Source organism: Klebsiella sp. I138 (genome assembly GCF_051131765.1).
GTDB lineage: Bacteria > Pseudomonadota > Gammaproteobacteria > Enterobacterales > Enterobacteriaceae > Klebsiella.
Map to the genome: position 1 here is coordinate 649,522 of NZ_CP180447.1, position 22,602 is coordinate 672,123.

A 22,602-nucleotide genomic window follows, 5' to 3' on the forward strand; every position below is an offset into this window, starting at 1 on the left:
TCCTGTAGCTGGTGAATAGCGCCAGTAACGGTCTAATAAGTGCGATGCATACGATATTTTATACATATAAATAAGATTTATGTGTTAGTTTTCTGTATTTCTAATAATGATTATTACTCAGGAGTTATTTGGTCGGTTATGAGGGACAATGATTTTTTCAGCTGGCGGCGGGAAATGCTGCAACAATTTCAGTCAATCGCGGCAGGAGAGGATGTTTATAATCTCCTGCAACAACAAACGGAAGGGCTGGAATATGACTATTTTGCGCTTTGCGTGCGCCATCCCGTGCCCTTTACCCGGCCCAGGGTGACGCTACAATCGACCTATCCGCAGGCATGGATGTCGCACTATCAAGCTGAGAATTATTTTGCTATCGATCCGGTACTGCGCCCCGAAAACTTTATCCGGGGGCATCTGCCGTGGGATGACAGACTGTTTCGCGATACGCCTGAATTGTGGGATGGCGCGCGCGACCACGGGCTGTTGAAGGGCGTCACACAGTGCCTGACCTTACCCAATCATGCGCAAGGGTTTCTGTCCGTTTCCGGTAAGAGTCGCAGCGCGGGCCCTTATCATGAAGATGAGCAGGAAATGCGTTTAAGGACGCTCACTGAACTCAGCCTGCTGACATTATTGCGTCTGGAAGATCCGATGGTTAAACCGCCGGAAATGAAATTCAGTCGACGTGAACTGGAAATATTGAAATGGACTGCGGAAGGCAAAACTTCGGCTGAAGTCGCGATTATTCTCTCTATTTCAGAAAATACCGTTAATTTCCATCAAAAAAATATGCAGCGAAAATTCAATGCACCGAATAAAACGCAAATCGCCTGTTACGCGGTGGCGACGGGGCTAATTTGAGCGAGTAGGGTGTTCTGCGTGTCAGACGTGGGACCGGCTGTGGTGAACTCACAGCCGGTTAACTGTTACTGGCGGTAAGCTTGTTTAATTTGCTTAACGGTGCTGGAGAATACGGCAGCCTGAGCCTCGTCTTCCATCTGCGTGATCTGTTTTTCCATTTTAATAATCACACGACCCGCATCTGCCTGGCCCATCGCCTGGAGCATCAGCGTCAGCAGCGTTTTAAGGCAGGTGACTTCCTGCGCCAGTTCTTGATTATTTTCTGCAGTGGAAAAATCTGGAGTGCTCATCGATATCCTCGTTTGCTATCGGCGCTTTAGCGCAATACTAAATGTTAAGGCGGCGCAGTATACCACAAGCGGCGGAAAAAAAAGGAGCGCGTAATTTATGTTCTCTCATCAGAGGTGTAGGCGGTTTAATTGCCTGAATAATACGTAATCTGCACCACCGCCGTACGTTAATTTTGCGGCAGGCTGTTTTCAAAGCTAATTATTGTTACATATTTTGTTTCGTATTTATCAATGCGGCATTGCATCGCGTTGCGTGTGTTTTTTGTAGGTTAAATGTTAAAAATGAGGCGTAATACAACTTATTGTTATCTATAAGTTTCCACTAACTGTGCAAACAAATTGACATATCAGGGGAAGAAACTTTCCGCCGGGCATTCTTTTGGCTTTTAAAGTGACGAGAAAACCCGGTAATATGTGTGAGATAAGCTATCCGTAGCGTTATCCCTAATTCTGGAGATTATTCCTTTGATCAACGTCCTTCTTGTTGATGACCACGAGCTAGTGCGCGCAGGGATACGACGCATTCTGGAAGATATAAAAGGGATTAAAGTTGTCGGTGAGTCCTGCTGCGGCGAGGATGCCGTGAAATGGTGTCGCGCCAATTCCGTTGATGTTGTTCTGATGGACATGAACATGCCTGGAATTGGCGGCCTGGAAGCCACGCGTAAGATTGCGCGTTCCATTGTCGATACCAAAGTGATTATGCTCACCGTGCATACTGAGAATCCGCTGCCGGCAAAAGTGATGCAGGCCGGTGCCGCAGGCTATCTGAGTAAAGGTGCTGCGCCGCAGGAAGTGGTGAATGCCATTCGCTGCGTTGCGTCCGGTCAACGCTATATCGCTTCTGATATCGCACAGCAAATGGCGCTTAGCCAGATTGAGCCGGAAAAGACGGAATCGCCTTTTGCCAGTTTGTCTGAACGCGAATTGCAGATTATGCTGATGATCACCAAGGGTCAGAAGGTGAATGAGATCTCAGAGCAGTTAAATCTGAGTCCCAAAACCGTGAACAGCTATCGTTACCGAATGTTCAGTAAATTAAACATCCACGGTGACGTTGAGCTGACCCACCTGGCCATTCGTCATGGTTTGTGCAATGCGGAGTCGTTAGCAAGTCAGTGAGTGATGTTTTTGACGCAAAAGCTTTCCTGAAAACGGTAACCAGCCAGCCGGGCGTCTATCGCATGTATGATGCTGGCGGTACCGTCATCTATGTTGGCAAAGCAAAAGATCTGAAAAAACGGCTGAGCAGCTATTTTCGGAGCAACCTGGCTTCGCGTAAAACAGAAGCGCTGGTGGCGCTGATAGCCCAGATTGACGTGACCGTAACCCATACCGAAACGGAAGCGTTGCTGCTGGAGCACAACTACATCAAGCTGTATCAGCCACGCTATAACGTGCTGCTGCGCGATGACAAATCCTATCCTTTTATTTTCCTGAGCGGCGATACCCACCCTCGTCTGGCAATGCACCGCGGCGCGAAACATGCCAGGGGCGAGTATTTCGGTCCTTTCCCGAATGGCTATGCGGTGCGCGAGACGCTTGCGCTGCTGCAAAAAATATTCCCCGTTCGTCAGTGTGAAAACAGCGTTTACCGGAACCGGTCACGTCCGTGCCTGCAATATCAGATTGGTCGCTGTCTGGGCCCCTGTGTCGCAGGGCTGGTGAGCGAAGAGGAGTATGCGCAGCAGGTTGAATATGTGCGCCTGTTCCTCGCGGGTAAAGACGACCAGGTGCTGACACAGCTGATTGCCCGAATGGAGAAGGCCAGCCAGGCGCTGGAGTTTGAAGAGGCGGCGCGTATTCGCGACCAGATCCAGGCGGTTCGTCGGGTGACAGAGAAACAGTTTGTCTCGAATACCGGCGATGACCTCGACGTCATCGGCGTCGCCTTCGAGGCGGGCATGGCCTGTGTCCACGTTCTGTTTATCCGCCAGGGGAAGGTGCTGGGCAGCCGCAGCTATTTTCCGAAGGTGCCCGGAGGCACGGAGCTGGGTGAAGTCGTGGAAACGTTTGTCGGTCAGTTCTACCTCCAGGGCAGCCAGATGCGCACCCTGCCGGGAGAGATTCTGCTCGATTTTAATCTTGGTGATAAAACCCTGCTGGCGGATTCACTCTCCGGGCTGGCGGGCCGTCGGGTGAACGTCCAGACGAAACCTCGAGGCGACCGCGCCCGCTATTTGAAGCTGGCGCGAACCAATGCCGCCACGGCGCTAACCACTAAACTTGCTCAACAGTCGACTATCCATCAACGTCTGCAGGCGCTGGCTACCGTGCTTAAACTGCCGGCTGTCAAACGTATGGAATGTTTTGATATCAGCCATACTATGGGTGAGCAGACGGTGGCTTCCTGCGTGGTATTCGACAGCAACGGGCCACTGCGGGCGGAGTATCGACGCTACAATATTACCGGAATTACGCCTGGCGATGATTATGCAGCGATGAATCAGGTCCTGCGTCGTCGCTACGGCAAAGCCATAGAAGAGAACAAGATTCCGGATGTTATCCTCATAGACGGCGGTAAAGGCCAGCTTGGGCAGGCGAAAAGCGTCTTTGCTGAGCTGGATGTACCCTGGGATAAACATCATCCTCTCTTATTGGGTGTGGCTAAAGGCAGCGATCGTAAAGCCGGGCTGGAAACGCTATTCTTCGAACCGGAAGGTGAGGGGTTTAATCTGCCACCGGACTCGCCAGCCCTGCATGTCATTCAACATATTCGTGATGAATCCCACGATCATGCTATTGCCGGTCACCGTAAAAAACGGGCAAAAGTGAAAAGCACCAGTTCACTGGAAACTATCGAAGGGGTCGGGCCAAAGCGCCGCCAGATGCTGCTGAAGTACATGGGTGGGCTGCAAGGATTACAGCAGGCCAGCGTCGAGGAGATAGCAAAAGTACCGGGTATATCTCACGGTCTGGCAGAAAAGATCTTCTACTCGTTGAAACATTAGGGGCTCTGTAGCAACATAGGGCTAATTTTTACTTCTAACAGATAGTTACCTGTCACTATGCAATTTAATATCCCTACATTGCTTACTCTGTTTCGCGTCATCCTGATACCGTTCTTTGTGCTGGCGTTTTATCTCCCTTTCGTCTGGGCGCCGTTTGCCTGCGCACTGATCTTTTTTGTTGCCGCCGTTACCGACTGGTTTGATGGTTATCTGGCCCGCCGCTGGAACCAGAGCACGCGTTTTGGGGCTTTTCTTGACCCGGTTGCCGATAAAGTCATGGTGGCAATTGCGATGGTGCTGGTGGTTGAGCATTACCACACCTGGTGGGTGACGTTGCCAGCCGCCACGATGATTGCGCGCGAGATTATTATTTCTGCTCTGCGTGAGTGGATGGCCGAACTGGGCAAACGCAGCAGCGTGGCGGTCTCCTGGATTGGGAAAGTGAAAACGACTGCGCAGATGACGGCGCTGGTTTGGATGCTGTGGCGGCCAAATGCGTGGGTTGAATGGGCGGGTATTGCGCTGTTCCTTGTCGCGGCAGTGCTGACGCTGTGGTCCATGTTGCAGTATCTGAACGCTGCGCGCGGAGATTTGCTTGATCAGTGATCGTTTCGCCGCAAATTTCAGCAAACGACACAAGGATTTAAAAAATATCGTTGACTCATTTCGCCAGGTAAGTAGAATGCAACGCATCGAACGGCAGCACAGCTTGCCAGACGATAACAAAATCAAGTGATTAGCAAATTTGCTTGGTGATGCGGGAATAGCTCAGTTGGTAGAGCACGACCTTGCCAAGGTCGGGGTCGCGAGTTCGAGTCTCGTTTCCCGCTCCAAATTAAAAGCATCGGCAGTAGCGGGTGTTAAAGTTTTAAAGGCGCGTTAGCAAAGCGGTTATGTAGCGGATTGCAAATCCGTCTAGTCCGGTTCGACTCCGGAACGCGCCTCCACTTTCTTCCCGAGCCCGGATGGTGGAATCGGTAGACACAAGGGATTTAAAATCCCTCGGCCATAGGCTGTACGAGTTCAAGTCTCGTTCCGGGTACCATGGGAAAAACAGAATAAAATCAATGATAAGCAGTGTCGTGAAACCACCTACGGGTGGTTTTTTTGTTTTTGTCCCATCGCCTCTCCCCCTTTGCCCACAATAATGTCCCGGCGCTCCAGGATAATCTTTGGTAAGAGCTTATCCCGCCAGGAGTCATGGGCGCAGGCAGTTTGCACCCGGCCCGCACGCGAAACTGGAGCGTACACGCAGTACGTGAGGATTTCGAGCTCAGCCCAGGTTCAGCATGGCAAGCAAAATAGTCCTAATCAGATAGGTTCTAAGTCATCCGCATATCCTGATATCATCCAGGTCCGCAATCCACAAAAGGGTGTTCATATGCTGCATTTGGGCCTGCCGGGGAAGGGTAAAATATTCGTCGGTGATATCCACGGCCAGCACAGTAAACTCAGCGCTTTGCTGGAGTGTCTCGATTCTCATTACCAACGGGATGACCATACGCTGATCTTTGTTGGCGACCTGATTGATAATCAACCAGGGGCGCAGATCAACCACCTGGCGGTACTGGAACGGGTGAGGGCAGAGGTGGTGTCTGGCCATGCAGTATGCCTGATGGGCAATCATGAATTTAACGCCGTTGGCTGGGCGATGCGACATCCGCTTAACGCTCAGCCGTTGCGCCCGCATTCGCAGAATAATCGCCGCCAGCATCAGGCATTTCTGAATGATGTCGTCGAAGACAGTCCTCAGCATGCTTTCTGGATTGACTGGTTTAAAACGCTGCCGCTCTTTGTTGATTTTGGCGATGTCAGGGCGGTGCATGCATGCTGGGACGATGCGACTATCGCCAGTTTGCGACCGTGGCTGGACGAGCAGAACCGTTTAAAACCAGAAAGCTGGCTCTATGCTTTTGATAAACGACACCCTCTGTTTCGGCTGATTGAAACTGTTCTCAAGGGGCCGGAGCTGAAATTACCTGCGGGCTTTAGTTTCGTCGATAAAACGGGCATCGAGCGCCAGCATATTCGGGTGCGCTGGTGGCGGGATGATGCGAAAACCTATCGCCAGATAGCCCAGGTTCAGCCGGAGATGGTTAACCGGATCCCGGATATCCCGCTGGAACAGGCTCTCCCCGGCAGAACAGATATTCCTGTTGTTATTGGGCACTACACCCTATCCGGCGAGCCGCGTGCCTTGAGCGATCGTGTTGTCTGCGTCGATTACAATGCGGCAAAAGCACACAACCCGTTATGTGCATGGGTTCAGGACTCCAGTTCGCCGCGTGCGGTGACTGGGGCATTTGTCCGCGGGTCCGATTCATCATTCCGCCATCATGTCGGGTAGCCCGGGTTTATCGCTTAACCTGCCATTTTTCTCAGGCGCATCATTGGCAAATTACGCTAAAATAGCGCTCCGGCTTGCCGGGACATTATCCTTTGGGAACAGGATGCCATTACGGCAATAAAAACAATTTAAATGAGGGATCTTATGGCGACATTGCTTGAAAGCTACGGTAATTGCTTCCGCAAATATGCCACTTTTCGCGGCCGTTCGGCGCGTAAAGAGTACGTGGTTTTTACCGTCGCAAACTTTGTGCTTTCTGCTGTTCTGGGATTAATTCCGATCGTTGGCGGCCTGTTTGGTCTGATCATTATTATTCCCGGGATTGCCGTCGCGGTGCGTCGTCTGCACGATCTGAACAAATCAGGCTGGTGGCTGTTGTCGCCGTATGCCGTTTTGCTGATCGGCTTTATTGGTATCATCGCCACCGTTGACAATGGTGAAGCGGCTGCCTGGGTATGGATCACGGCGGCGGGCGGCATGGCGGCTCTCGCGCTGTCTATCTGGCTGCTGTTTGCCCGCGGCACCGACGGAGACAACCGCTTTGGCGGACCTCAGCAAGAGAGTGAATACGGTCCGTCTGCCGCCCTGCAGAGCGCACAGATCTCTTCCGCTGATGATGTTCGGGAACGTCTCGCACAGGCGAAAAAAATGTTTGATGACGGGACCATCTCCGAGAGCGAATACGAAACCATGCGTGCCAGTATTATTAAAGACATTTAACGCTCGCTGAATACGTGTCGGGTGGTTTTCTCCCGGCATTTCCGCTACTGTATGCGCCATTTTTCTACCACGACGAGCCTGTTTATGAAAACCGGACCCCTGAACGAAAGCGAACTGGAATGGCTGGACGATATCCTGTCGAAATACGCCACCGAGGGCGCCATCCTTGATGTCTCAGAGCTTGACGGCCTGCTGACGGCGATTCTCTCCGGACCGAAGGAGATTGAACCGGCGCAGTGGCTGCTGGCAATCTGGGGCGGGGCGGACAACGTACCGCGCTGGGCGAACGATCGCGAGCGCGACCGCTTTGTTAACCTGACTCTGCAACATATGAGCGATATTGCCGAGCGTCTGGAGGACTACCCCGATCAGTTCGAACCTCTGTTCGGCACCCGCGAAGAGGAAGGTCAGGAACTGACGATTGTTGGGGAATGGTGCTTTGGCTATATGCGAGGCGTTGGCCTGGGCGACTGGTCTGGTCTACCGGATGAGCAGCAGGCAGCGCTGGACAGCATTGCTTTGCACGGCACGGAAGCGCAGTTTGCGGCGGTTGAAGCGCTCTCTGTCGATGAATTTATCGCCAGTGTCGACAATATCACTCCTGCAGCGCTCTCTTTATATCACTACTGGACCGAGCATGCTCAGCCGCAGGACGTGCCGCAGCCGATCCGCAACGAAGCAAAAATCGGGCGTAACGATCCGTGCCCGTGCGGCAGTGGTAAAAAGTATAAGCAGTGTTGCTTAGCAAAATAATCAAGGGGCCAACAGGCCCCTTTTTTTATCCTACCGCCGGGAGCAGACCCGCGACGATGCAAAACTGAATCGCGACAATAGCGATACCGCACAGCAGAACCAGCCACAGTGCCGGCGCTCCGCCAGCTACCCGCCAGGGGGCGTCAGGGTGTTGTTTCCGACTCTTCATCACCAGCAGTGAAGGTAGCATCAGCGCCAGCACCGCCAGCGCGACGCCGGCATAGCCCAGCGCCATGACGAATCCACGCGGATAAAACAGGGCAAACGCCAGCGGCGGGAGAAAGGTGATCGCTCCGCTCTGCAGACGGCCGCCAGGGCTGTTTTTGCGCTGGAACAAATCCGCCAGATAATCAAACAGGCCCAGCGATACGCCGAGGAACGAGGTGGCCAGGGCGAGGTCGGCAAACAGATGTACCGCCAGCTCAACGTGCGGGGAAGCCACGACTTCGCGTAGAGCCTCGAGCAGCCCATTCAGGCCAGCGTTTTTCGCCAGTAGTGCGGTAAACGCCGGGGAGTCAATGCTACCGAGGGTCGCCAGCTGCCAGAAAATATAGGCCACCAGCGGGATAAAACTACCGATGATAAAGACCCGACGCAGCTTACGAATATCGCCGTTAAGATAGCTGACGATACTCGGCACGCTGCCGTGAAAACCGAATGAGGTAAAAATGACCGGAATTGCCGACAGCGCCAGGCCCTGCTGGAGCGGGAGCGTCAGCAGATTTATCCGGTGGATATGCGGCAGCAGCAGCACCAGCATAATGGCGAGAAAGATAATCTTGGCGCTAAACAGGAAGCGGTTAAACAGATCGACAAGGGACGTGCCGAGGCAAACTACCGCGCCACCGACGGCGGTAAACAGCAGAACGCCGCCCGCCGGAGGAAGCGACCAGCCAAGCCACTGATTGAGGCTGGACGCCAGCAGTTCGCCCGCGCCGCTGATGTAAGCCGCGGTCAGCGCATACATCAGAAATAACATGCAAAAGCCGGTTACCCACTGGCCGTAACGCCCGAGATAGCGTGCTGCCAGCGAGCCGAGTCCCATATCTGCCGGTACATGTTGATAGACTTCCAGCAACAATAGCGCGGTGTAGCACATCAGCGCCCACAGCGCGATCAGTAAGCAGAAGGTCACACCAAACCCTACGCCCGCAGAGGCCAGCGGCATTGCCAACATCCCTGCGCCGATTGTGGTGCCGGCGACGATTAAAATACTACCCAGAGTGCGGTTCTTCACGTTTCTCTCTATCCATGAAGGAATTAACAATAAAATATGTCGCGCAGAGTATGTGAAATTCTGACTCTCGTCAAATGAGGGTTACAGTAGTTGTAATTAAATATTTACAGTTATCAGTGGCCGCCTGAAGGCTGCGCTGGCGCAAAACTTCCCGCTATCCGCTGGGCTATTCTGGGCGTTTTACAGGAGGAGTTATGCAATCGATTCATGGCCATGAAGTGCTGCAGATGATGATCGCCACGGGTGAATCTTACACGACGGCCAGCCTTGAGGCCGCAATAACCGAACGCTTCGGCGCCGGTGCGCGCTTTCATACCTGCTCGGCGGAAAATTTAAGTGCGGCGGAGCTGGTGGCGTTTCTGCAGAAAAAAGGGAAGTTTGTTGCCGTGGAGGCGGGGTTTAATACGCGAGAGAGTAAAATTTGCCGTCATTAATTTAGCGGCGAAGCTGGAACCTCGCCGCCAGGGGAATTAATTCTGCGTGTCGAGCGTAGCCAGCTCTTTATCAATAAAGTACAGACCTTCGCCACTTTTACCGGCGAGGGTAAGTTTATCAATAACAGATTTAAATAATTTCTCTTCTTCGTGCTGTTCAGCAACGTACCACTGCAGGAAATTAAAGGTCGGATAATCCTGGTTTGTCATAGCAGCGTGGGCCAGCTCATTAATTTTCTGCGTAATCAGCTGTTCATGTTCGTAGGTGACGCGGAACAGCTCATCCAGGGATGCGTATTCGGCAAACGGCGACGCGATTGCGTTGATGCAAGGCAGGCTGCCAGTATCGGTCAGATAATCGAACAGGCGCTGCATATGGGTCATTTCTTCCTGCGCATGACGGCGGAGGAATGCGGCCGCACCTTCAAAACTGTTGTAGCTGCACCATGCGCTCATTTGCTGATAAAGCAGAGAGGAATAAAGCTCAAGATTCATCTGCTCATTCAGTTTATCGATCATTTCTGTTTTCAGCATCGGGTGTGCTCCGCAAATAAAGGGTCAACGTAATTGTGCGGTTACTATAATTTGTTATTAATTTATTTGCAAAAAGTAAATTAAAAAACTTATTTATTAAAAATGAAAATGGGAATAAAACGCATTGGCAATTTAATAAGTAATGAGAATGGTTTTGGTTTAATATTTTAGCCAGTACTTGTTATCAATATAAAAACAGAAATATGAAGCTCTCTGCCGTCGGAGGATGAGCTGCGGCTGGCGGATTTGCTCGTTCTGGGTGGGGACGGACGCGGGGGATCGCGGGCGCAAAGCAAAAATGTGAAGCACCGCGTAATTTATAAAACAACTTTTCATAAAATTTGAAAGTGTGTTTGTTAAGTAGTAGAGTCCATCATAACGCTAACGAACTATCGCGGAAGCACCCGCACAGCATTCAGGAGAGTAAAGCATGAAAATTGCACTGATGATGGAAAACAGCCAGGCCAGCAAAAACGCCATCATTCTCAATGAATTAAACACCGTTGCCGATGAAAAAGGATTCCCGGTCTACAACGTCGGGATGAGTGATGAGCACGACCATCATCTGACCTATATCCATCTGGGCATTATGGCCAGCATCCTGTTGAATTCAAAAGCGGTTGATTTCGTGGTCACCGGCTGCGGTACGGGGCAGGGGGCGATGATGTCGCTGAACATCCACCCGGGTGTGGTTTGCGGCTACTGTATTGATCCGGCCGATGCCTTCCTGTTTGCACAGATTAATAACGGTAATGCACTGTCTCTGCCTTTTGCTAAAGGTTTTGGCTGGGGTGCAGAGCTGAACGTGCGCTTTATTTTCGAAAAAGCCTTCACCGGCCGCAATGGCGAAGGTTATCCGCCGGAGCGTAAAGAGCCGCAGGTACGTAACGCTGGCATCCTCAATACGGTGAAAGCCGCCGTCGTGAAGGAGAACTATCTCGATACCCTGCGCGCCATCGATCCGGAACTGGTCAAAACTGCGGTCTCCGGCCCACGTTTCCAGCAGTGTTTCTTTGAGAACTGCCAGGATAAAGAGATCGAAGCCTTTGTGCGCCAGATAGTCGGCTAAGCTCTTCAGTTTCGTCTCGAATAAGGCCAGCCTCCGCTGGCCTTTCTGCTTTTATTTCTTTCTCTTTGATACGCTGCTGCCGGCATCTTGAGTTAATCGCAGACTATCCACCATTCCCACCAGACAAATTAACACAATGAAAATAAAGGAGAGGCGGAAGCTTATTCCCGGCAATGCTGACAGGTTTAACCATTCACTGGCTTTTTCACCAATACGAATACCAATTGCACCAAGGGTAATTCCCAGGCCTACAGCCAGCTGCGAAGCGGTACTGAACAGGGTATTGGCATAGCTCATCTGCGGTGGCGGGATATCGGCAAAAGCAAGCGTGCTGACGCCGGTGAACTGAATTGAGCGGAATACGCCGCCGAGATAAAGAATCGTGCAAATGAGCCAGACCGGCGTTTGCGGCGTTAAAAAGGCGCAGGCGAGCAGCGACAGAACGTTTAATCCCCCGTTTATCAGCAGCAGACGGCGGAAGCCGAGCCAGCGGATAAGCGGCGTGGTGGCGGGTTTAATCGTGAAGTTGCCGACAAACACCGCCAGCACCAGCAGCCCGGAATGGAAAGGGTCCATGCCGAAACCGACCTGAAACAACAGAGGCAGCAAAAAGGGGACCGCGCTGATGGAGGCCCGGAAAAGCGACCCTCCGTACATCGTGACCCGAAAGGTGGGGACCCGGAGCGCGTCCAGACGTACCATCGGCCAGGCTGCCCGGCGGAAATGGCGCAGAGAGAATAACATGCAGCCCATGCCGATCCCCAGCAGAACAAGGGTTGCCCAACCCTGGGGCCGGGTATCGCCGAGAAGCTCCATCGCGCTCACCAGGCTGACCATGGCCACCGATGTTGCAAGGAAGCCGGGAAGGTCAAAGGGGCGTCGCTCCTCTTCCCGGATATCGGGGATAATGCGTAGCGACAGCGCGATGGCTATCAATCCCAAGGGAACATTAATAAAGAATATCCAGTGCCAGCTGGCATAGCTGGTGATAAAGCCCCCCAGCGGCGGGCCGATGATCGGTGCAACCAGCGCCGGCCAGGTGAGGGTCGCAATCGCTTTAATGAGCTGATCTTTCGGCGTGGTACGTAGCACCGCCAGGCGGCCGACCGGAACCATCAATGCACCGCCCATCCCCTGCAGAATACGCATCGCGACAAAGCTGTCCACGTTGGTAGAAAGACCGCAAAAGACTGAGGCCAGCGTAAAAATCGCCAGCGCGAGAGTGAAGATCTTACGTGCGCCAAAACGATCGGCAATCCAGCCGCTGGCCGGTATCAACACCGCCAGCGTAATCAGATAGGCGCTGATCCCAATATTCAGATCAACCGCCGCGACGCCAAAATCTTTAGCCATGTCCGGCAGCGCTGTGGCGATCACCGTCCCGTCAAGAAACTCCATGAAGAATGCCCCGGCTACCAGCAGCGCGGGAGCGGAGAAGGCGCGGCCTTCCCGTGAAGAGAGATCTGTACTCATTGTGTCTGCCATTGCCTGGTGAGGTTGGTATCGAACGAAAAGTGTGCCGGACTCTTAACGTTTCGATTTTCCTCACTTTTGTTTAATTTATAAATTATACTTGTAAAAAAATTGTGATTTGTCGCATATTTATATTGATTTATGTGACGCAAGTCATATTATAGGGCCATTGAACGTAACACCTGCATAACAAAAACGGAGTCGCTTCATGAAGCTGCGCAAAATTTTGAAGAGCATATTCGAGCAGTACTGCAAAACATTCAAAGATGTACCGCCTGCCGGTATGTTCTGATAAAAAAACCTGCTGCGGCAGGTTTTTTTATCTCTCAAGATTTAGGTTACTATTACGCTCCTCGAAAAAGGAGTAATAAATGTCTCAACATGTCACCGAACAAGACGAACTGGTTTCCGACGTTGTCGCCTGCCAGTTGGTTATCAAACAGATTCTCGACGTCATTGATGTTATCGCCCCTGTTGAAGTGCGCGAAAAAATGACCAACCAGCTGAAAGCCATCGATTTTGCCAGCCACCCGGCTTCGGCCGATCTGGTGACGCTGCGCGCAGTGCAAAAAGCCATTGCTCTGATTGAGCTTAAGTTTACGCCGCAAGGTGAAGCACACTGAGTTGTTTCGCCCCGCTGTCGTTGTCGATAGCGGGGCGTTGACGCAGATCTAATGAGAGGCAATTGTCCTTATTGATGCTGGCTGCTCATCCTGAAACAGCTTGCTGTTGCCCCAGCACTCTTCATAGCGGTGGCCAACTAAATCCTCGACGATGATCCGCACATCAGGCGGAATATCGCTAACCTGGCCGCCTGCTTTAATCCGCGCCACTTCCTGTAGCACGACCAGGTGCGCTTTGCGATCCAGCTTCATTTGCTTGCTGAATACAATAGCCGCCAGCGCTAGCAGAATGACTCCGCTACAGAACACTACCGCAATGGCAGTAACCGCGCTTTCTGGTTGCGTATGCGCTTTTGACTGGAATCCGTAGAAACTGAGAATGGCTCCCATCGTAAAGACGATAATCGAGCGCAGGATTTTCCCTGAGAAGGTCATGGCCCCTGCGTAAATTCCTTCGCGGCGGCGGCCGGTATAGATCTCATCGACATCGGCGAGGAAGGTGTAAACGGTCCACGGAATGTAGTACACGCCACCGGTACCGAGGCCAAACAGCACCGTTATCCCAAACATCAGAATGGTTGCCAGATGGGCCGGCAGGTGGAAAAACCACAAGGACGTATACAGCAGCACGGAGAAAATCACGATGCATAGCGCCAGGATATAGGGCTTACTAAACCCTTTTTTCACGCACAGGCCGATAAACAACGCGGTGGAGATCAGCTGCAGAATTGAGTTCAGGCTGTTCAGTCCGGCAACCATTGCCGGATCGTGCTGCAGAACAAAGATAACGAAGTAGGTAAAGATCGAGGCAAACAGCCATTCTGCACCGAAACCACACAGATACATCCCGAGATGCTTGCGGAATACCCGCAAATAGAAGGTCGAACGCATATCCTTTGCCAGCATCAGCAGCGTTGTCAGTAGATTTTTTTTCTCACTCACGCGAGTCTCTTCTTCACGTGGGCGCTCCCAACTGCAATACCACAGGCAGGAAATGGCAATGATCAGAATAAGGCCGTAGGTCAACCCGGTCAGGAAGAAAGGTGTCGCAGAATCTTTACCGTATAAAAGGATAAACTGACCGGGGATAAAAGCGGCCAGGAAGTTAGCCAGCTTGCCGAAAATAGCCTTATAGCCGGTCAGTTTTGAACGTAATGAGAAGTCATCGGTCATTTCGGTGGCTAAGGTTTCGTAAGGCACCATGACTGAGGTATAAATAATCTCAAAGACGACATAGGTGCAGAGGTAGTACCAAAAGCCAAGGCCCTCAACCCACAGCAGCGGGTAAAACATCATCAGCGGAATGCCGATAAGTAAAAAGAAGCGCCGCCGCCCGAAGCGTTTACCGAGCCGCGTTTTACCAAAGTTATCGGTCAGGTAGCCCATTAGCGGGTTACTAATGGCGTCGATAATACTGGCGACGGAAAAAATAAACGACGCCTCGATCAGCGTCAGCCCGCAGAACGTTGTGTAGAAATAAAGTAGCCAGGCGCCGCTGATCGCCAGCGCGCCACTCCCCAGTAAATTACCGCCGCCGTAGGCTAGCTGATGGCGTAACAAAATCGGTCTTCCCTGCAACCCTTGTGAGGTTGAAGCCGCGTATCTTGCCATTAATATAAACTCCGTGTTTTAAATTTTTGAAACGCTGTTTTTATATTATTAATGGCGATAGCGAAAAGTGATCTCCGTCACTAATCATTCGCTATGAGATTTCCCGGCGTGGTAATGCGATCGGCTTAAAAGTTTTTAATACTTTTCAGGAATAAAAACGGTGCCGAAGCGCCGAAAATGATGTTTCAGCAGAGGAGGCGTCGGGAGGAGGACAATCGAGGGCGTGCAAGCCGGTAGTTCATGGGCACCCGCAAGAGCCGGGCGGCTGCGCCTGTCAGGCCGAGAGTTATAAAGTGGTGCGGAGGGCAATTCCCTCAGGATTTAGCGTCACTGAGGGAACCGTTGGTGTGGTGTCCGCCGCTGCGGTCTTAATCCTGGTGACGCGCCACCAGGCTCAGCAGATGGCGGTCGGTTTGATGCATGCACAAGCCGGCTTTGTCCGCATTGCGAACTTCTTCAAGTACGCTCTGGAGCAGAACGCCATCCTGCTGCTGCTCTTTTTCTAACAGAGTCAGAAAACGCCAGGTCTTATCATCGCGATGCGTTTTGGCTTCCTCGGTCAGCCCGGATAGCATGCTACTCCGCTGTTCATAATCGGCCAGCGTCGTGGTGAACAGATCTTCGAGGGAGTTACAGTCGTGGTCGTAGCTGCCTTCGCTTTTGACGATCGGCCAGTTTCCGCCGGTCTTCATAAAATCAAATACGCGCATCATCTGCGTCACGCGAGATTGCGCGCGGGAGCGTAAAAAAATGGCGGTGCCGTTCAGGCGCTGCTGCTCGCACCACTCACTAAGATGCAGATACAAATTTGATGCACGGAACTCAAGGTTCATCTGATTATTGAGTTTTTGAGCCATTCCAGGAACTACCATAAAAATATCCTTATTAAGCTGGAGGTGTCATCCACACGTCGAGAACCTTCGCCCGTGAACGATCTAATGCGAGACTCTTTACGCGTAACATTGTTGGCAAAATAATGAATTTGCACTTTCCCTATGTCATCGGTAATTAATTATTCACTACCGAGATATATAGAATACTCTCAAGAATAGATTAAGAAAACTCTTAAGGTAGTGTTTTTACGTTTCGTTACAACATCCATATAAAACATGTTGTTATTGTATTTTTCTCTTTTTATATGTTTATCTTGTTGATTTTATTTGGTTTATTAATTTCATGGCTATTTTTATGATATGGATGAGTGCTACGACATATTTATTAAATATGAATTTAACTTTGGCTTCATATTTCGGTCATGTCGTATCTATCTTTCGGCAAAAAAGAAGTTACAGCCAATGGTTATCTCGCCGTTTTGATAATCTGGGTTAACCGGGGCACTGAGGTATATTCTGTTATTAACGGAAATAAAAGCCTTCTTATCGGCATTTCATCTGGTGAGAAGACGCATCCGTAAGGTAAACCGCTGAAGCGGTGCATTGCGGCAATTTCAGGACGGCCCAGGAGGATGCCAGCGACTGATACAAGGATAAGTCTGCTGATGATATGGATAATATTGCTATATTCAGGGTTAATTGTCTGACAATTAGCTCTTTTATTATGTCATTTTTCGCTGAATCTATGTACGCAATTACTGTAATTTCGCGATGTGATAACGCTCTCGTATGGAGAATTGATTTCCGGCTATTACTAAATGAACAAAGGCAATGCGGTATGTGATTTTTCTAATGCCTTGTTTTACGTCCGATAAAAAAATTAAGTCCGATACTTCCCTACAGAAAAGCAAAATAAAGCTGGAGTTTACCATGCACAAATTTACTAAAGCGCTGGCGGCGATCGGTCTCGCTGCGGTTATGTCACAATCAGCTATGGCTGAAACGCTGAAACTCGGTTTTTTGGTGAAACAACCTGAAGAACCCTGGTTTCAAACTGAATGGAAATTTGCTGATAAAGCCGGCAAAGATTTAGGTTTTGATGTGATCAAAATTGCGGTCCCTGACGGTGAGAAAACGCTTAATGCTATCGATAGCCTCGCAGCCAGCGGCGCCAAAGGTTTTGTCATTTGTACCCCCGATCCCAAACTGGGGGCGGCGATTGTTGCGAAGGCGCGCGGATACGATATGAAAGTCATCACCGTTGATGACCAGTTCGTCAATGCGAAAGGCAAACCGATGGACAGCGTGCCGCTGGTCATGATGGCCGCTAGTGAAATTGGCGCTCGCCAGGGTCAGGAGCTGTATAAAGAGATGCAAAAACGCGGCTGGGATGTGAAAGATACCGGGGTCATGGCGATTACCGCCGATGAACTCGATACCGCCCGTCGCCGTACAACCGGCTCGATTGACGCACTGAAAGCTGCCGGTTTCCCGGATAAACAGATCTATCGCGTCCCCACCAAATCCAACGATATCCCGGGTGCCTTTGACGCCGGTAACTCGATGCTGGTACAGCATCCTCAGGTGAAACACTGGCTGATCGTGGGGATGAACGATAACACCGTCCTGGGCGGTGTGCGCGCAACCGAAGGGCAGGGCTTTAAAGCCGGGGACGTGATCGGTATTGGTATTAATGGTGTGGATGCGGTTAACGAACTCTCCAAAGCGCAGGCGACCGGCTTCTACGGGTCTCTGCTGCCAAGCCCGGATATCCACGGTTATAAAACCAGTGAAATGCTCTACAACTGGGTCACCAAAGGCGCGGAACCGCCAAAATTCACCGCAGTTACCGATGTGGTGCTGATCACGCGCGATAACTTCAAAGAAGAGCTGGCGAAAAAAGGGCTGTAAAGCCTGGTTGACCATGCCTCCTGCACCCTGCGGGAGGCAGAGCACAGAAGAGCGGAGTCGTGATGCAACAGTCTACCCCTTATCTCTCATTTCGCGGTATTACCATGACGTTTCCCGGCGTTAAGGCGCTGACCGACATTAGCTTTGACTGCTATAGCGGACAGATCCACGCCCTGATGGGGGAAAACGGCGCCGGAAAATCGACGCTGCTGAAGATTCTCAGCGGCAACTATTTCCCTACCGCTGGCGACCTGCAGATTGGCGGGCAACCGCGCGTATTTAACAATACCACCGAGGCGCTTAACGCCGGGGTGGCGATTATTTATCAAGAGCTGCACCTGATCCCGGAAATGACCGTCGCGGAAAATATCTACCTTGGCCAAATCCCGCATAAGTACGGGTTGGTCAACCGCTCGCTACTCAACTATGAAGCTCGCCTGCAGCTGGAGCATCTGGGGCTGGATATCGACCCGGAAACGCCGCTGAAATACCTCTCCATCGGCCAGTGGCAAATGGTGGAGATTGCCAAAGCGCTAACCCGCAACGCAAAAGTTATCGCGTTTGATGAACCGACCAGTTCGCTTTCCGCACGTGAGATCGACCATCTGTTCCGCGTCATTCGTGAATTGCGCGAAGAGGGGCGTGTCATTATCTATGTCTCGCACCGCATGGAGGAGATCTTTGCGCTCAGCGATGCGATTACCGTATTTAAAGATGGTCGCTACGTGCGTACCTTCGATGATATGCAAACCGTGAGTCATGATGCGCTGGTGCAGGCGATGGTGGGGCGCGAGCTGGGCGATGTCTACGGCTGGAAACCGCGCGAATATGGTAAAGAGCGCCTGCGCCTGGATCAGGTCAAAGCACCTGGCGTGCGCAGGCCGGTGAATCTGTCGGTGCGGAGCGGGGAAATTGTCGGCCTCTTTGGGCTGGTGGGCGCCGGGCGTAGTGAACTGATGAAAGGGTTATTCGGCGGAACGCGTATCACCGGCGGTCAGGTATACATCGACGGGCAGGTAATTGACATCCGCAAACCGGCGCAGGCCATTCAGGCCGGTATGATGCTGTGTCCGGAAGACCGCAAAGCAGAGGGGATTATTCCTGTTCACTCCGTACGCGACAATATCAATATCAGCGCCCGACGCCGGCATATTCACGCGGGCTGCATCATCAATAATGGCTGGGAAGCGCAGAATGCCAGGCACCATATCCAGTCCCTCAATATCAAGACGCCAGGTCCCGAGCAGCTGATTATGAATCTCTCCGGCGGTAATCAGCAGAAGGCGATCCTGGGACGCTGGCTATCGGAAGAGATGAAAGTGATCCTGCTGGATGAGCCGACCCGCGGTATTGATGTGGGAGCCAAACATGAAATCTATAACGTCATCTATGCGCTGGCGGCTTCTGGCGTCGCCGTTGTTTTCGCCTCCAGCGATTTACCCGAAGTGCTTGGCGTAGCCGATCGTATCGTGGTTATGCGCGAGGGCGAGGTGGCGGGCGAACTGCTGCATGAAGATGCCAACGAACAGCGGGCGTTAAGCCTTGCGATGCCAAAAGTGAGCCAGGCTGTCGCCTGAGTAAGGAGTCAACAATGTCCTCTGTTACCACCCCGAATGCCCGCCGATCTTCGTTCAGCTTTAGCCGAATCTGGGATCAGTTTGGCATGCTGGTAGTTTTTGCCGTGTTGTTTCTCGGCTGCGTGATTTTTGTGCCTAATTTTGCCTCGTTTATCAATATGAAAGGGCTGGGCCTGGCGATTTCGATGTCCGGTATGGTGGCCTGCGGCATGCTGTTTTGCCTGGCATCCGGTGACTTTGACCTGTCGGTGGCGTCGGTCATCGCCTGTGCTGGCGTGACGACGGCGGTGGTGATTAACCTGACAGAAAGCATGTGGATAGGGATTGCCGCCGGTCTGCTGTTGGGGGCAATTAGCGGACTGGTTAACGGTTTCGTGATTGCCCGGCTGAAAATTAATGCGCTGATCACGACCCTGGCCACGATGCAGATTGTGCGCGGCCTGGCCTATATTATCTCCGACGGGAAAGCCGTGGGTATCGAAGACGAGCGCTTCTTTACCTTAGGCTATGCCAACTGGTTTGGCCTGCCGGCGCCGATCTGGCTGACCGTCGCCTGCCTGATCGTTTTCGGTTTACTGCTCAACAAAACCACCTTTGGCCGCAATACTCTGGCTATCGGGGGTAATGAAGAGGCGGCTCGTCTGGCGGGGGTTCCGGTCGTCCGGACCAAGATTATTATCTTCGTGATCTCAGGCCTGGTGTCTGCCGCCGCAGGGATTATTCTCGCCTCGCGAATGACCAGTGGCCAGCCGATGACCTCGATAGGCTATGAGCTGATCGTGATTTCAGCCTGCGTGCTGGGTGGCGTGTCGCTGAAGGGCGGGATCGGCAAGATCTCATACGTGGTGGCCGGGATCCTGATCCTCGGTACCGTAGAGAACGCGATGAACCTGCTGAATATCTCGCCATTTTCTCAATATGTGGTGCGTGGCGTAATTTTGCTGGCGGCGGTCATCTTCGACCGTTACAAACAAAAAGCCAAACGGGCGGCTTAATTATCCCCCAACCTTTCAGTTTACTCCTTGATTATCGCCGGTGCCCGCTGCGCTGGCGATAACTATCAAAAATGGCGATCCCGGTCACACTGTCTATACTTACATGGCTAACAATTCTTTAACAACCAGCTTTGCGCTGGCCATGAAAGGAGGAGAACAGGGTGGCTGACCAGATATCTGTACCGCCTGTGCCAACGGAACATCATGCATTTTTCTTTGACCTCGACGGCACGCTTGCCGATATCAAACCTCATCCCGATCAGGTTGTTATTCCCGCCCATGCGCTTCAGGCGCTGCAGCAGCTCGTGCAGCAGCAGGAAGGCGCGGTGGCATTGATTTCAGGGCGCTCTATGTCGGAGCTTGATGCGCTTACCCGTCCTTATCGGCTGCCGTTGGCCGGGGTTCACGGGGCTGAACGCCGCGATATCAATGGTAAAACGCACATCGTCACGCTGCCGGATGCGCTGCTCAAGGCGCTGGATCTGCAGCTACGCGCGGCGCTGGATACGATGCCCGGATGCGAACTGGAACACAAAGGGATGGCGTTTGCGTTGCATTATCGCCAGGCTCCGGCATTTCAGAGCGCGGCACTGTCGCTCGCCCAGGGAATCGTCAAGCGTTACCCCATTCTGGCGTTGCAACTGGGCAAGTGTGTGGTGGAGATCAAACCGCGCGGGGTGAATAAAGGAGAAGCGATCGCCACGTTTATGCAGGAAGCGCCGTTTCAGGGGCGCAAACCGGTATTCGTCGGCGACGATTTGACGGATGAATCCGGCTTTCACGTGGTGAATCAGCTTGGCGGTATGTCGGTAAAAGTTGGCAAGGGTGACACCCAGGCGCAGTGGCGTCTGCCGGATGTCGCGGCCGTTCAGAATTGGCTCAACAGCATCGCAAATAATAAGCAACAATCCGATGCGCAAAAAGACAGGAGAGAGGGTTATGGGGCGCTTAGTCGTAATATCTAATCGTATTGCGCCACCTGATGATAAAAAGGCCGGCGCGGGTGGCCTGGCCGTCGGTATTTTGGGGGCGCTGAAGGCTGCGGGAGGATTGTGGTTTGGCTGGAGTGGGGAGATTGGGGATGACCAGAAACCGCTCACTAAGGTGACGCGCGGGAATATCACCTGGGCCTCGTTTACACTCAATGCGCGGGACCATGACGAATACTACAATCAGTTTTCCAACGGCGTGCTGTGGCCCGCATTCCACTATCGGTTGGATCTGGTGGACTTTCAGCGCCCGTCCTGGGAAGGCTACCTGCGGGTCAATGCGACGCTGGCGGAAAAGCTTCTGCCGCTGATAGAACCCGATGATATTTTGTGGATCCATGATTATCATCTGCTGCCTTTTGCCAGCGAGCTGCGCAGGCTCGGGGTCAATAATCGCATTGGCTTCTTTTTGCATATTCCGTTCCCGACGCCAGAGATTTTTAACGCGCTGCCTCCGCATGCTGAGCTTCTGGAGCAGCTCGGTGACTACGATCTGCTTGGCTTCCAGACCGAGAATGACAGGCTGGCATTTCTTGATAGTATCTCATTACAGACCCGGGTTGTGACGCGAGATGGCCGATGTCATGAGGCCTGGGGCAAACATTTTCGTACCGAGGTCTATCCGATAGGCATCGACCCTGACGAGATTGCGCGAAGTGCAAAGGGGCCGCTGCCGCCAAAACTGGCGCAGTTGAAAAGTGAGCTCAAAGGCGTGCAAAATATCTTCTCCGTTGAGCGGCTGGATTATTCCAAAGGCCTGCCGGAGCGCTTTCTTGCCTTTGAAGCCCTGCTGGAAAAATACCCGCAGCATCATGGCAAGATTCGCTATACGCAGATTGCGCCAACCTCACGCGGTGAGGTGCAGGCTTATCAGGATATCCGCCATCAGCTGGAGACCGCCAGCGGGAGAATCAATGGCCAGTATGGTCAGTTGGGCTGGACGCCGCTGTATTATCTGAATCAACATTTTGAACGCAAACTCTTGATGAAGGTGTTCCGCTATTCCGATGTCGGATTAGTGACGCCGCTGCGCGATGGGATGAATCTGGTGGCGAAAGAGTTTGTTGCCGCACAGGACCCGCAGAATCCGGGTGTCCTGGTCCTGTCGCAGTTTGCCGGTGCGGCGAACGAGCTGACCAGTGCGCTGATCGTCAATCCCTACGATCGCGACGAGGTAGCGGCGGCGCTGGATCGCGGCCTGACGATGCCGCTGGCGGAACGTATCGCGCGCCATGCTCAGATGCTGGCGGTGATCAAGGATAATGATATTCATCATTGGCAGGCACGGTTCATCACGGATCTAAAGCAGATTGAACCGCGCAGTGAGGAAAGCCGATTACAACGTCAAGTCTCAACGTTCCCCAAACTGGCTTAGGCACGGCATCAGTGAGGTA

22 protein-coding genes and 3 tRNA genes are annotated in these 22,602 nt (G+C 52.3%); 19 read left to right on the forward strand and 6 right to left on the reverse strand.

What is annotated here, in order from left to right:
• The first annotated feature begins 138 nt into the window (after window positions 1–138).
• Window positions 139–861: a transcriptional regulator SdiA gene (gene sdiA, locus ACMYSK_RS02925; RefSeq protein WP_434640084.1), complete on the forward strand. Its 723-nt coding sequence runs from the start codon at window positions 139–141 to the stop codon at window positions 859–861.
• A gap of 65 nt (window positions 862–926) precedes the next feature.
• On the opposite strand, the gene ACMYSK_RS02930 is transcribed toward sdiA, so the two are convergent.
• Window positions 927–1,151, reverse strand: coding sequence for a DUF2594 family protein (locus tag ACMYSK_RS02930; RefSeq protein WP_004864152.1), 225 nt, complete (start codon window positions 1,149–1,151; stop codon window positions 927–929).
• Between the two features lie 465 nt (window positions 1,152–1,616).
• On the opposite strand from ACMYSK_RS02930, the gene uvrY reads away from it, so the two are divergent.
• The 9 genes from uvrY (at window position 1,617) to ACMYSK_RS02975 (ending at window position 7,922) form a co-directional block, all read left to right on the forward strand.
• Complete coding sequence (uvrY, locus tag ACMYSK_RS02935) at window positions 1,617–2,273, forward strand: UvrY/SirA/GacA family response regulator transcription factor (RefSeq protein ID WP_434640086.1); 657 nt, start codon at window positions 1,617–1,619, stop codon at window positions 2,271–2,273.
• A complete protein-coding gene (uvrC, locus tag ACMYSK_RS02940; protein WP_434640088.1) occupies window positions 2,270–4,102 on the forward strand; it encodes an excinuclease ABC subunit UvrC in 1,833 nt (610 codons plus the stop codon). Before uvrY ends, uvrC begins: the two co-directional genes overlap by 4 nt.
• 57 nt (window positions 4,103–4,159) lie before the next feature.
• The gene (gene pgsA / locus ACMYSK_RS02945) at window positions 4,160–4,708 is read left to right on the forward strand and encodes a CDP-diacylglycerol--glycerol-3-phosphate 3-phosphatidyltransferase (protein WP_004864143.1); all 549 of its coding nucleotides are present in this window, start codon (window positions 4,160–4,162) and stop codon (window positions 4,706–4,708) included.
• 151 nt (window positions 4,709–4,859) lie between these two features.
• A tRNA-Gly gene (locus tag ACMYSK_RS02950) sits at window positions 4,860–4,935 on the forward strand.
• Between the two features lie 40 nt (window positions 4,936–4,975).
• A tRNA-Cys gene (locus ACMYSK_RS02955) sits at window positions 4,976–5,049 on the forward strand.
• A 12-nt stretch (window positions 5,050–5,061) separates the two neighbouring features.
• Window positions 5,062–5,147 (forward strand) — tRNA-Leu (locus ACMYSK_RS02960).
• A gap of 336 nt (window positions 5,148–5,483) precedes the next feature.
• Window positions 5,484–6,449, forward strand: coding sequence for a metallophosphoesterase (locus ACMYSK_RS02965; protein WP_434640090.1), 966 nt, complete (start codon window positions 5,484–5,486; stop codon window positions 6,447–6,449).
• 144 nt (window positions 6,450–6,593) lie between these two features.
• The gene (locus ACMYSK_RS02970) at window positions 6,594–7,169 is read left to right on the forward strand and encodes a DUF805 domain-containing protein (RefSeq protein WP_434640092.1); all 576 of its coding nucleotides are present in this window, start codon (window positions 6,594–6,596) and stop codon (window positions 7,167–7,169) included.
• 84 nt (window positions 7,170–7,253) lie between these two features.
• Window positions 7,254–7,922, forward strand: coding sequence for a YecA family protein (locus tag ACMYSK_RS02975; protein ID WP_434640094.1), 669 nt, complete (start codon window positions 7,254–7,256; stop codon window positions 7,920–7,922).
• Between the two features lie 25 nt (window positions 7,923–7,947).
• Here ACMYSK_RS02975 and tyrP read toward each other — a convergent pair whose 3' ends face one another.
• Entirely contained in the window at window positions 7,948–9,159 is a 1,212-nt protein-coding gene (tyrP, locus tag ACMYSK_RS02980; RefSeq protein ID WP_434640096.1) for a tyrosine transporter TyrP, read from the reverse strand.
• Between the two features lie 194 nt (window positions 9,160–9,353).
• Between tyrP and ACMYSK_RS02985 the strand changes: the two genes are divergently transcribed.
• Complete coding sequence (locus ACMYSK_RS02985) at window positions 9,354–9,593, forward strand: YecH family metal-binding protein (RefSeq protein ID WP_434640098.1); 240 nt, start codon at window positions 9,354–9,356, stop codon at window positions 9,591–9,593.
• A gap of 36 nt (window positions 9,594–9,629) precedes the next feature.
• On the opposite strand, the gene ftnA is transcribed toward ACMYSK_RS02985, so the two are convergent.
• A complete protein-coding gene (gene ftnA / locus ACMYSK_RS02990) occupies window positions 9,630–10,127 on the reverse strand; it encodes a non-heme ferritin (protein WP_434640100.1) in 498 nt (165 codons plus the stop codon).
• A 430-nt stretch (window positions 10,128–10,557) separates the two neighbouring features.
• On the opposite strand from ftnA, the gene ACMYSK_RS02995 reads away from it, so the two are divergent.
• Entirely contained in the window at window positions 10,558–11,196 is a 639-nt protein-coding gene (locus ACMYSK_RS02995; RefSeq protein WP_434640102.1) for an RpiB/LacA/LacB family sugar-phosphate isomerase, read from the forward strand.
• A 51-nt stretch (window positions 11,197–11,247) separates the two neighbouring features.
• Here ACMYSK_RS02995 and ACMYSK_RS03000 read toward each other — a convergent pair whose 3' ends face one another.
• Complete coding sequence (locus tag ACMYSK_RS03000; RefSeq protein WP_434640104.1) at window positions 11,248–12,669, reverse strand: MFS transporter; 1,422 nt, start codon at window positions 12,667–12,669, stop codon at window positions 11,248–11,250.
• 208 nt (window positions 12,670–12,877) lie between these two features.
• Between ACMYSK_RS03000 and azuC the strand changes: the two genes are divergently transcribed.
• On the forward strand, window positions 12,878–12,961 hold the full coding sequence (gene azuC / locus ACMYSK_RS03005; protein WP_434643804.1) for a stress response protein AzuC: 84 nt from the start codon (window positions 12,878–12,880) through the stop codon (window positions 12,959–12,961).
• A 79-nt stretch (window positions 12,962–13,040) separates the two neighbouring features.
• Window positions 13,041–13,292: a DUF2766 family protein gene (locus ACMYSK_RS03010; RefSeq protein WP_434640106.1), complete on the forward strand. Its 252-nt coding sequence runs from the start codon at window positions 13,041–13,043 to the stop codon at window positions 13,290–13,292.
• Between the two features lie 48 nt (window positions 13,293–13,340).
• On the opposite strand, the gene ACMYSK_RS03015 is transcribed toward ACMYSK_RS03010, so the two are convergent.
• A complete protein-coding gene (locus ACMYSK_RS03015) occupies window positions 13,341–14,852 on the reverse strand; it encodes an MFS transporter (protein ID WP_434643807.1) in 1,512 nt (503 codons plus the stop codon).
• A gap of 419 nt (window positions 14,853–15,271) precedes the next feature.
• Complete coding sequence (locus tag ACMYSK_RS03020; protein ID WP_434640107.1) at window positions 15,272–15,775, reverse strand: non-heme ferritin-like protein; 504 nt, start codon at window positions 15,773–15,775, stop codon at window positions 15,272–15,274.
• Window positions 15,776–16,666: 891 nt separating this feature from the next.
• On the opposite strand from ACMYSK_RS03020, the gene ACMYSK_RS03025 reads away from it, so the two are divergent.
• The 5 genes from ACMYSK_RS03025 to otsA all read left to right on the forward strand — a co-directional run bounded on the left by ACMYSK_RS03025 (window position 16,667) and on the right by otsA (window position 22,583).
• A complete protein-coding gene (locus tag ACMYSK_RS03025) occupies window positions 16,667–17,647 on the forward strand; it encodes an arabinose ABC transporter substrate-binding protein (protein ID WP_434640109.1) in 981 nt (326 codons plus the stop codon).
• 62 nt (window positions 17,648–17,709) lie between these two features.
• Window positions 17,710–19,224: an L-arabinose ABC transporter ATP-binding protein AraG gene (gene araG / locus ACMYSK_RS03030; RefSeq protein ID WP_434640111.1), complete on the forward strand. Its 1,515-nt coding sequence runs from the start codon at window positions 17,710–17,712 to the stop codon at window positions 19,222–19,224.
• Window positions 19,225–19,238: 14 nt separating this feature from the next.
• Entirely contained in the window at window positions 19,239–20,219 is a 981-nt protein-coding gene (gene araH, locus ACMYSK_RS03035) for an L-arabinose ABC transporter permease AraH (protein ID WP_434640112.1), read from the forward strand.
• Window positions 20,220–20,380: 161 nt separating this feature from the next.
• Entirely contained in the window at window positions 20,381–21,184 is an 804-nt protein-coding gene (gene otsB / locus ACMYSK_RS03040; RefSeq protein ID WP_434640114.1) for a trehalose-phosphatase, read from the forward strand.
• A complete protein-coding gene (otsA, locus tag ACMYSK_RS03045) occupies window positions 21,159–22,583 on the forward strand; it encodes an alpha,alpha-trehalose-phosphate synthase (protein WP_434640116.1) in 1,425 nt (474 codons plus the stop codon). The genes otsB and otsA overlap by 26 nt, the downstream gene beginning before the upstream one ends.
• The last annotated feature ends 19 nt before the right edge of the window (window positions 22,584–22,602 follow it).

Excerpts from the sequence above, each read along its gene's own strand:
- sdiA (WP_434640084.1), top strand. The coding sequence starts at position 139 with ATGAGGGACAATGATTTTTTCAGCTGGCGGCGGGAAATGCTGCAACAA.
- ACMYSK_RS02930 (WP_004864152.1), bottom strand. The coding sequence starts at position 1,151 with ATGAGCACTCCAGATTTTTCCACTGCAGAAAATAATCAAGAACTGGCG.
- pgsA (WP_004864143.1), top strand. The coding sequence starts at position 4,160 with ATGCAATTTAATATCCCTACATTGCTTACTCTGTTTCGCGTCATCCTG.
- ACMYSK_RS02965 (WP_434640090.1), top strand. The coding sequence starts at position 5,484 with ATGCTGCATTTGGGCCTGCCGGGGAAGGGTAAAATATTCGTCGGTGAT.
- ACMYSK_RS02970 (WP_434640092.1), top strand. The coding sequence starts at position 6,594 with ATGGCGACATTGCTTGAAAGCTACGGTAATTGCTTCCGCAAATATGCC.
- ACMYSK_RS02975 (WP_434640094.1), top strand. The coding sequence starts at position 7,254 with ATGAAAACCGGACCCCTGAACGAAAGCGAACTGGAATGGCTGGACGAT.
- ACMYSK_RS02985 (WP_434640098.1), top strand. The coding sequence starts at position 9,354 with ATGCAATCGATTCATGGCCATGAAGTGCTGCAGATGATGATCGCCACG.
- ftnA (WP_434640100.1), bottom strand. The coding sequence starts at position 10,127 with ATGCTGAAAACAGAAATGATCGATAAACTGAATGAGCAGATGAATCTT.
- ACMYSK_RS02995 (WP_434640102.1), top strand. The coding sequence starts at position 10,558 with ATGAAAATTGCACTGATGATGGAAAACAGCCAGGCCAGCAAAAACGCC.
- ACMYSK_RS03000 (WP_434640104.1), bottom strand. The coding sequence starts at position 12,669 with ATGAGTACAGATCTCTCTTCACGGGAAGGCCGCGCCTTCTCCGCTCCC.
- azuC (WP_434643804.1), top strand. The coding sequence starts at position 12,878 with ATGAAGCTGCGCAAAATTTTGAAGAGCATATTCGAGCAGTACTGCAAA.
- ACMYSK_RS03010 (WP_434640106.1), top strand. The coding sequence starts at position 13,041 with ATGTCTCAACATGTCACCGAACAAGACGAACTGGTTTCCGACGTTGTC.
- ACMYSK_RS03020 (WP_434640107.1), bottom strand. The coding sequence starts at position 15,775 with ATGGTAGTTCCTGGAATGGCTCAAAAACTCAATAATCAGATGAACCTT.
- ACMYSK_RS03025 (WP_434640109.1), top strand. The coding sequence starts at position 16,667 with ATGCACAAATTTACTAAAGCGCTGGCGGCGATCGGTCTCGCTGCGGTT.
- araG (WP_434640111.1), top strand. The coding sequence starts at position 17,710 with ATGCAACAGTCTACCCCTTATCTCTCATTTCGCGGTATTACCATGACG.
- araH (WP_434640112.1), top strand. The coding sequence starts at position 19,239 with ATGTCCTCTGTTACCACCCCGAATGCCCGCCGATCTTCGTTCAGCTTT.
- otsA (WP_434640116.1), top strand. The coding sequence starts at position 21,159 with ATGGGGCGCTTAGTCGTAATATCTAATCGTATTGCGCCACCTGATGAT.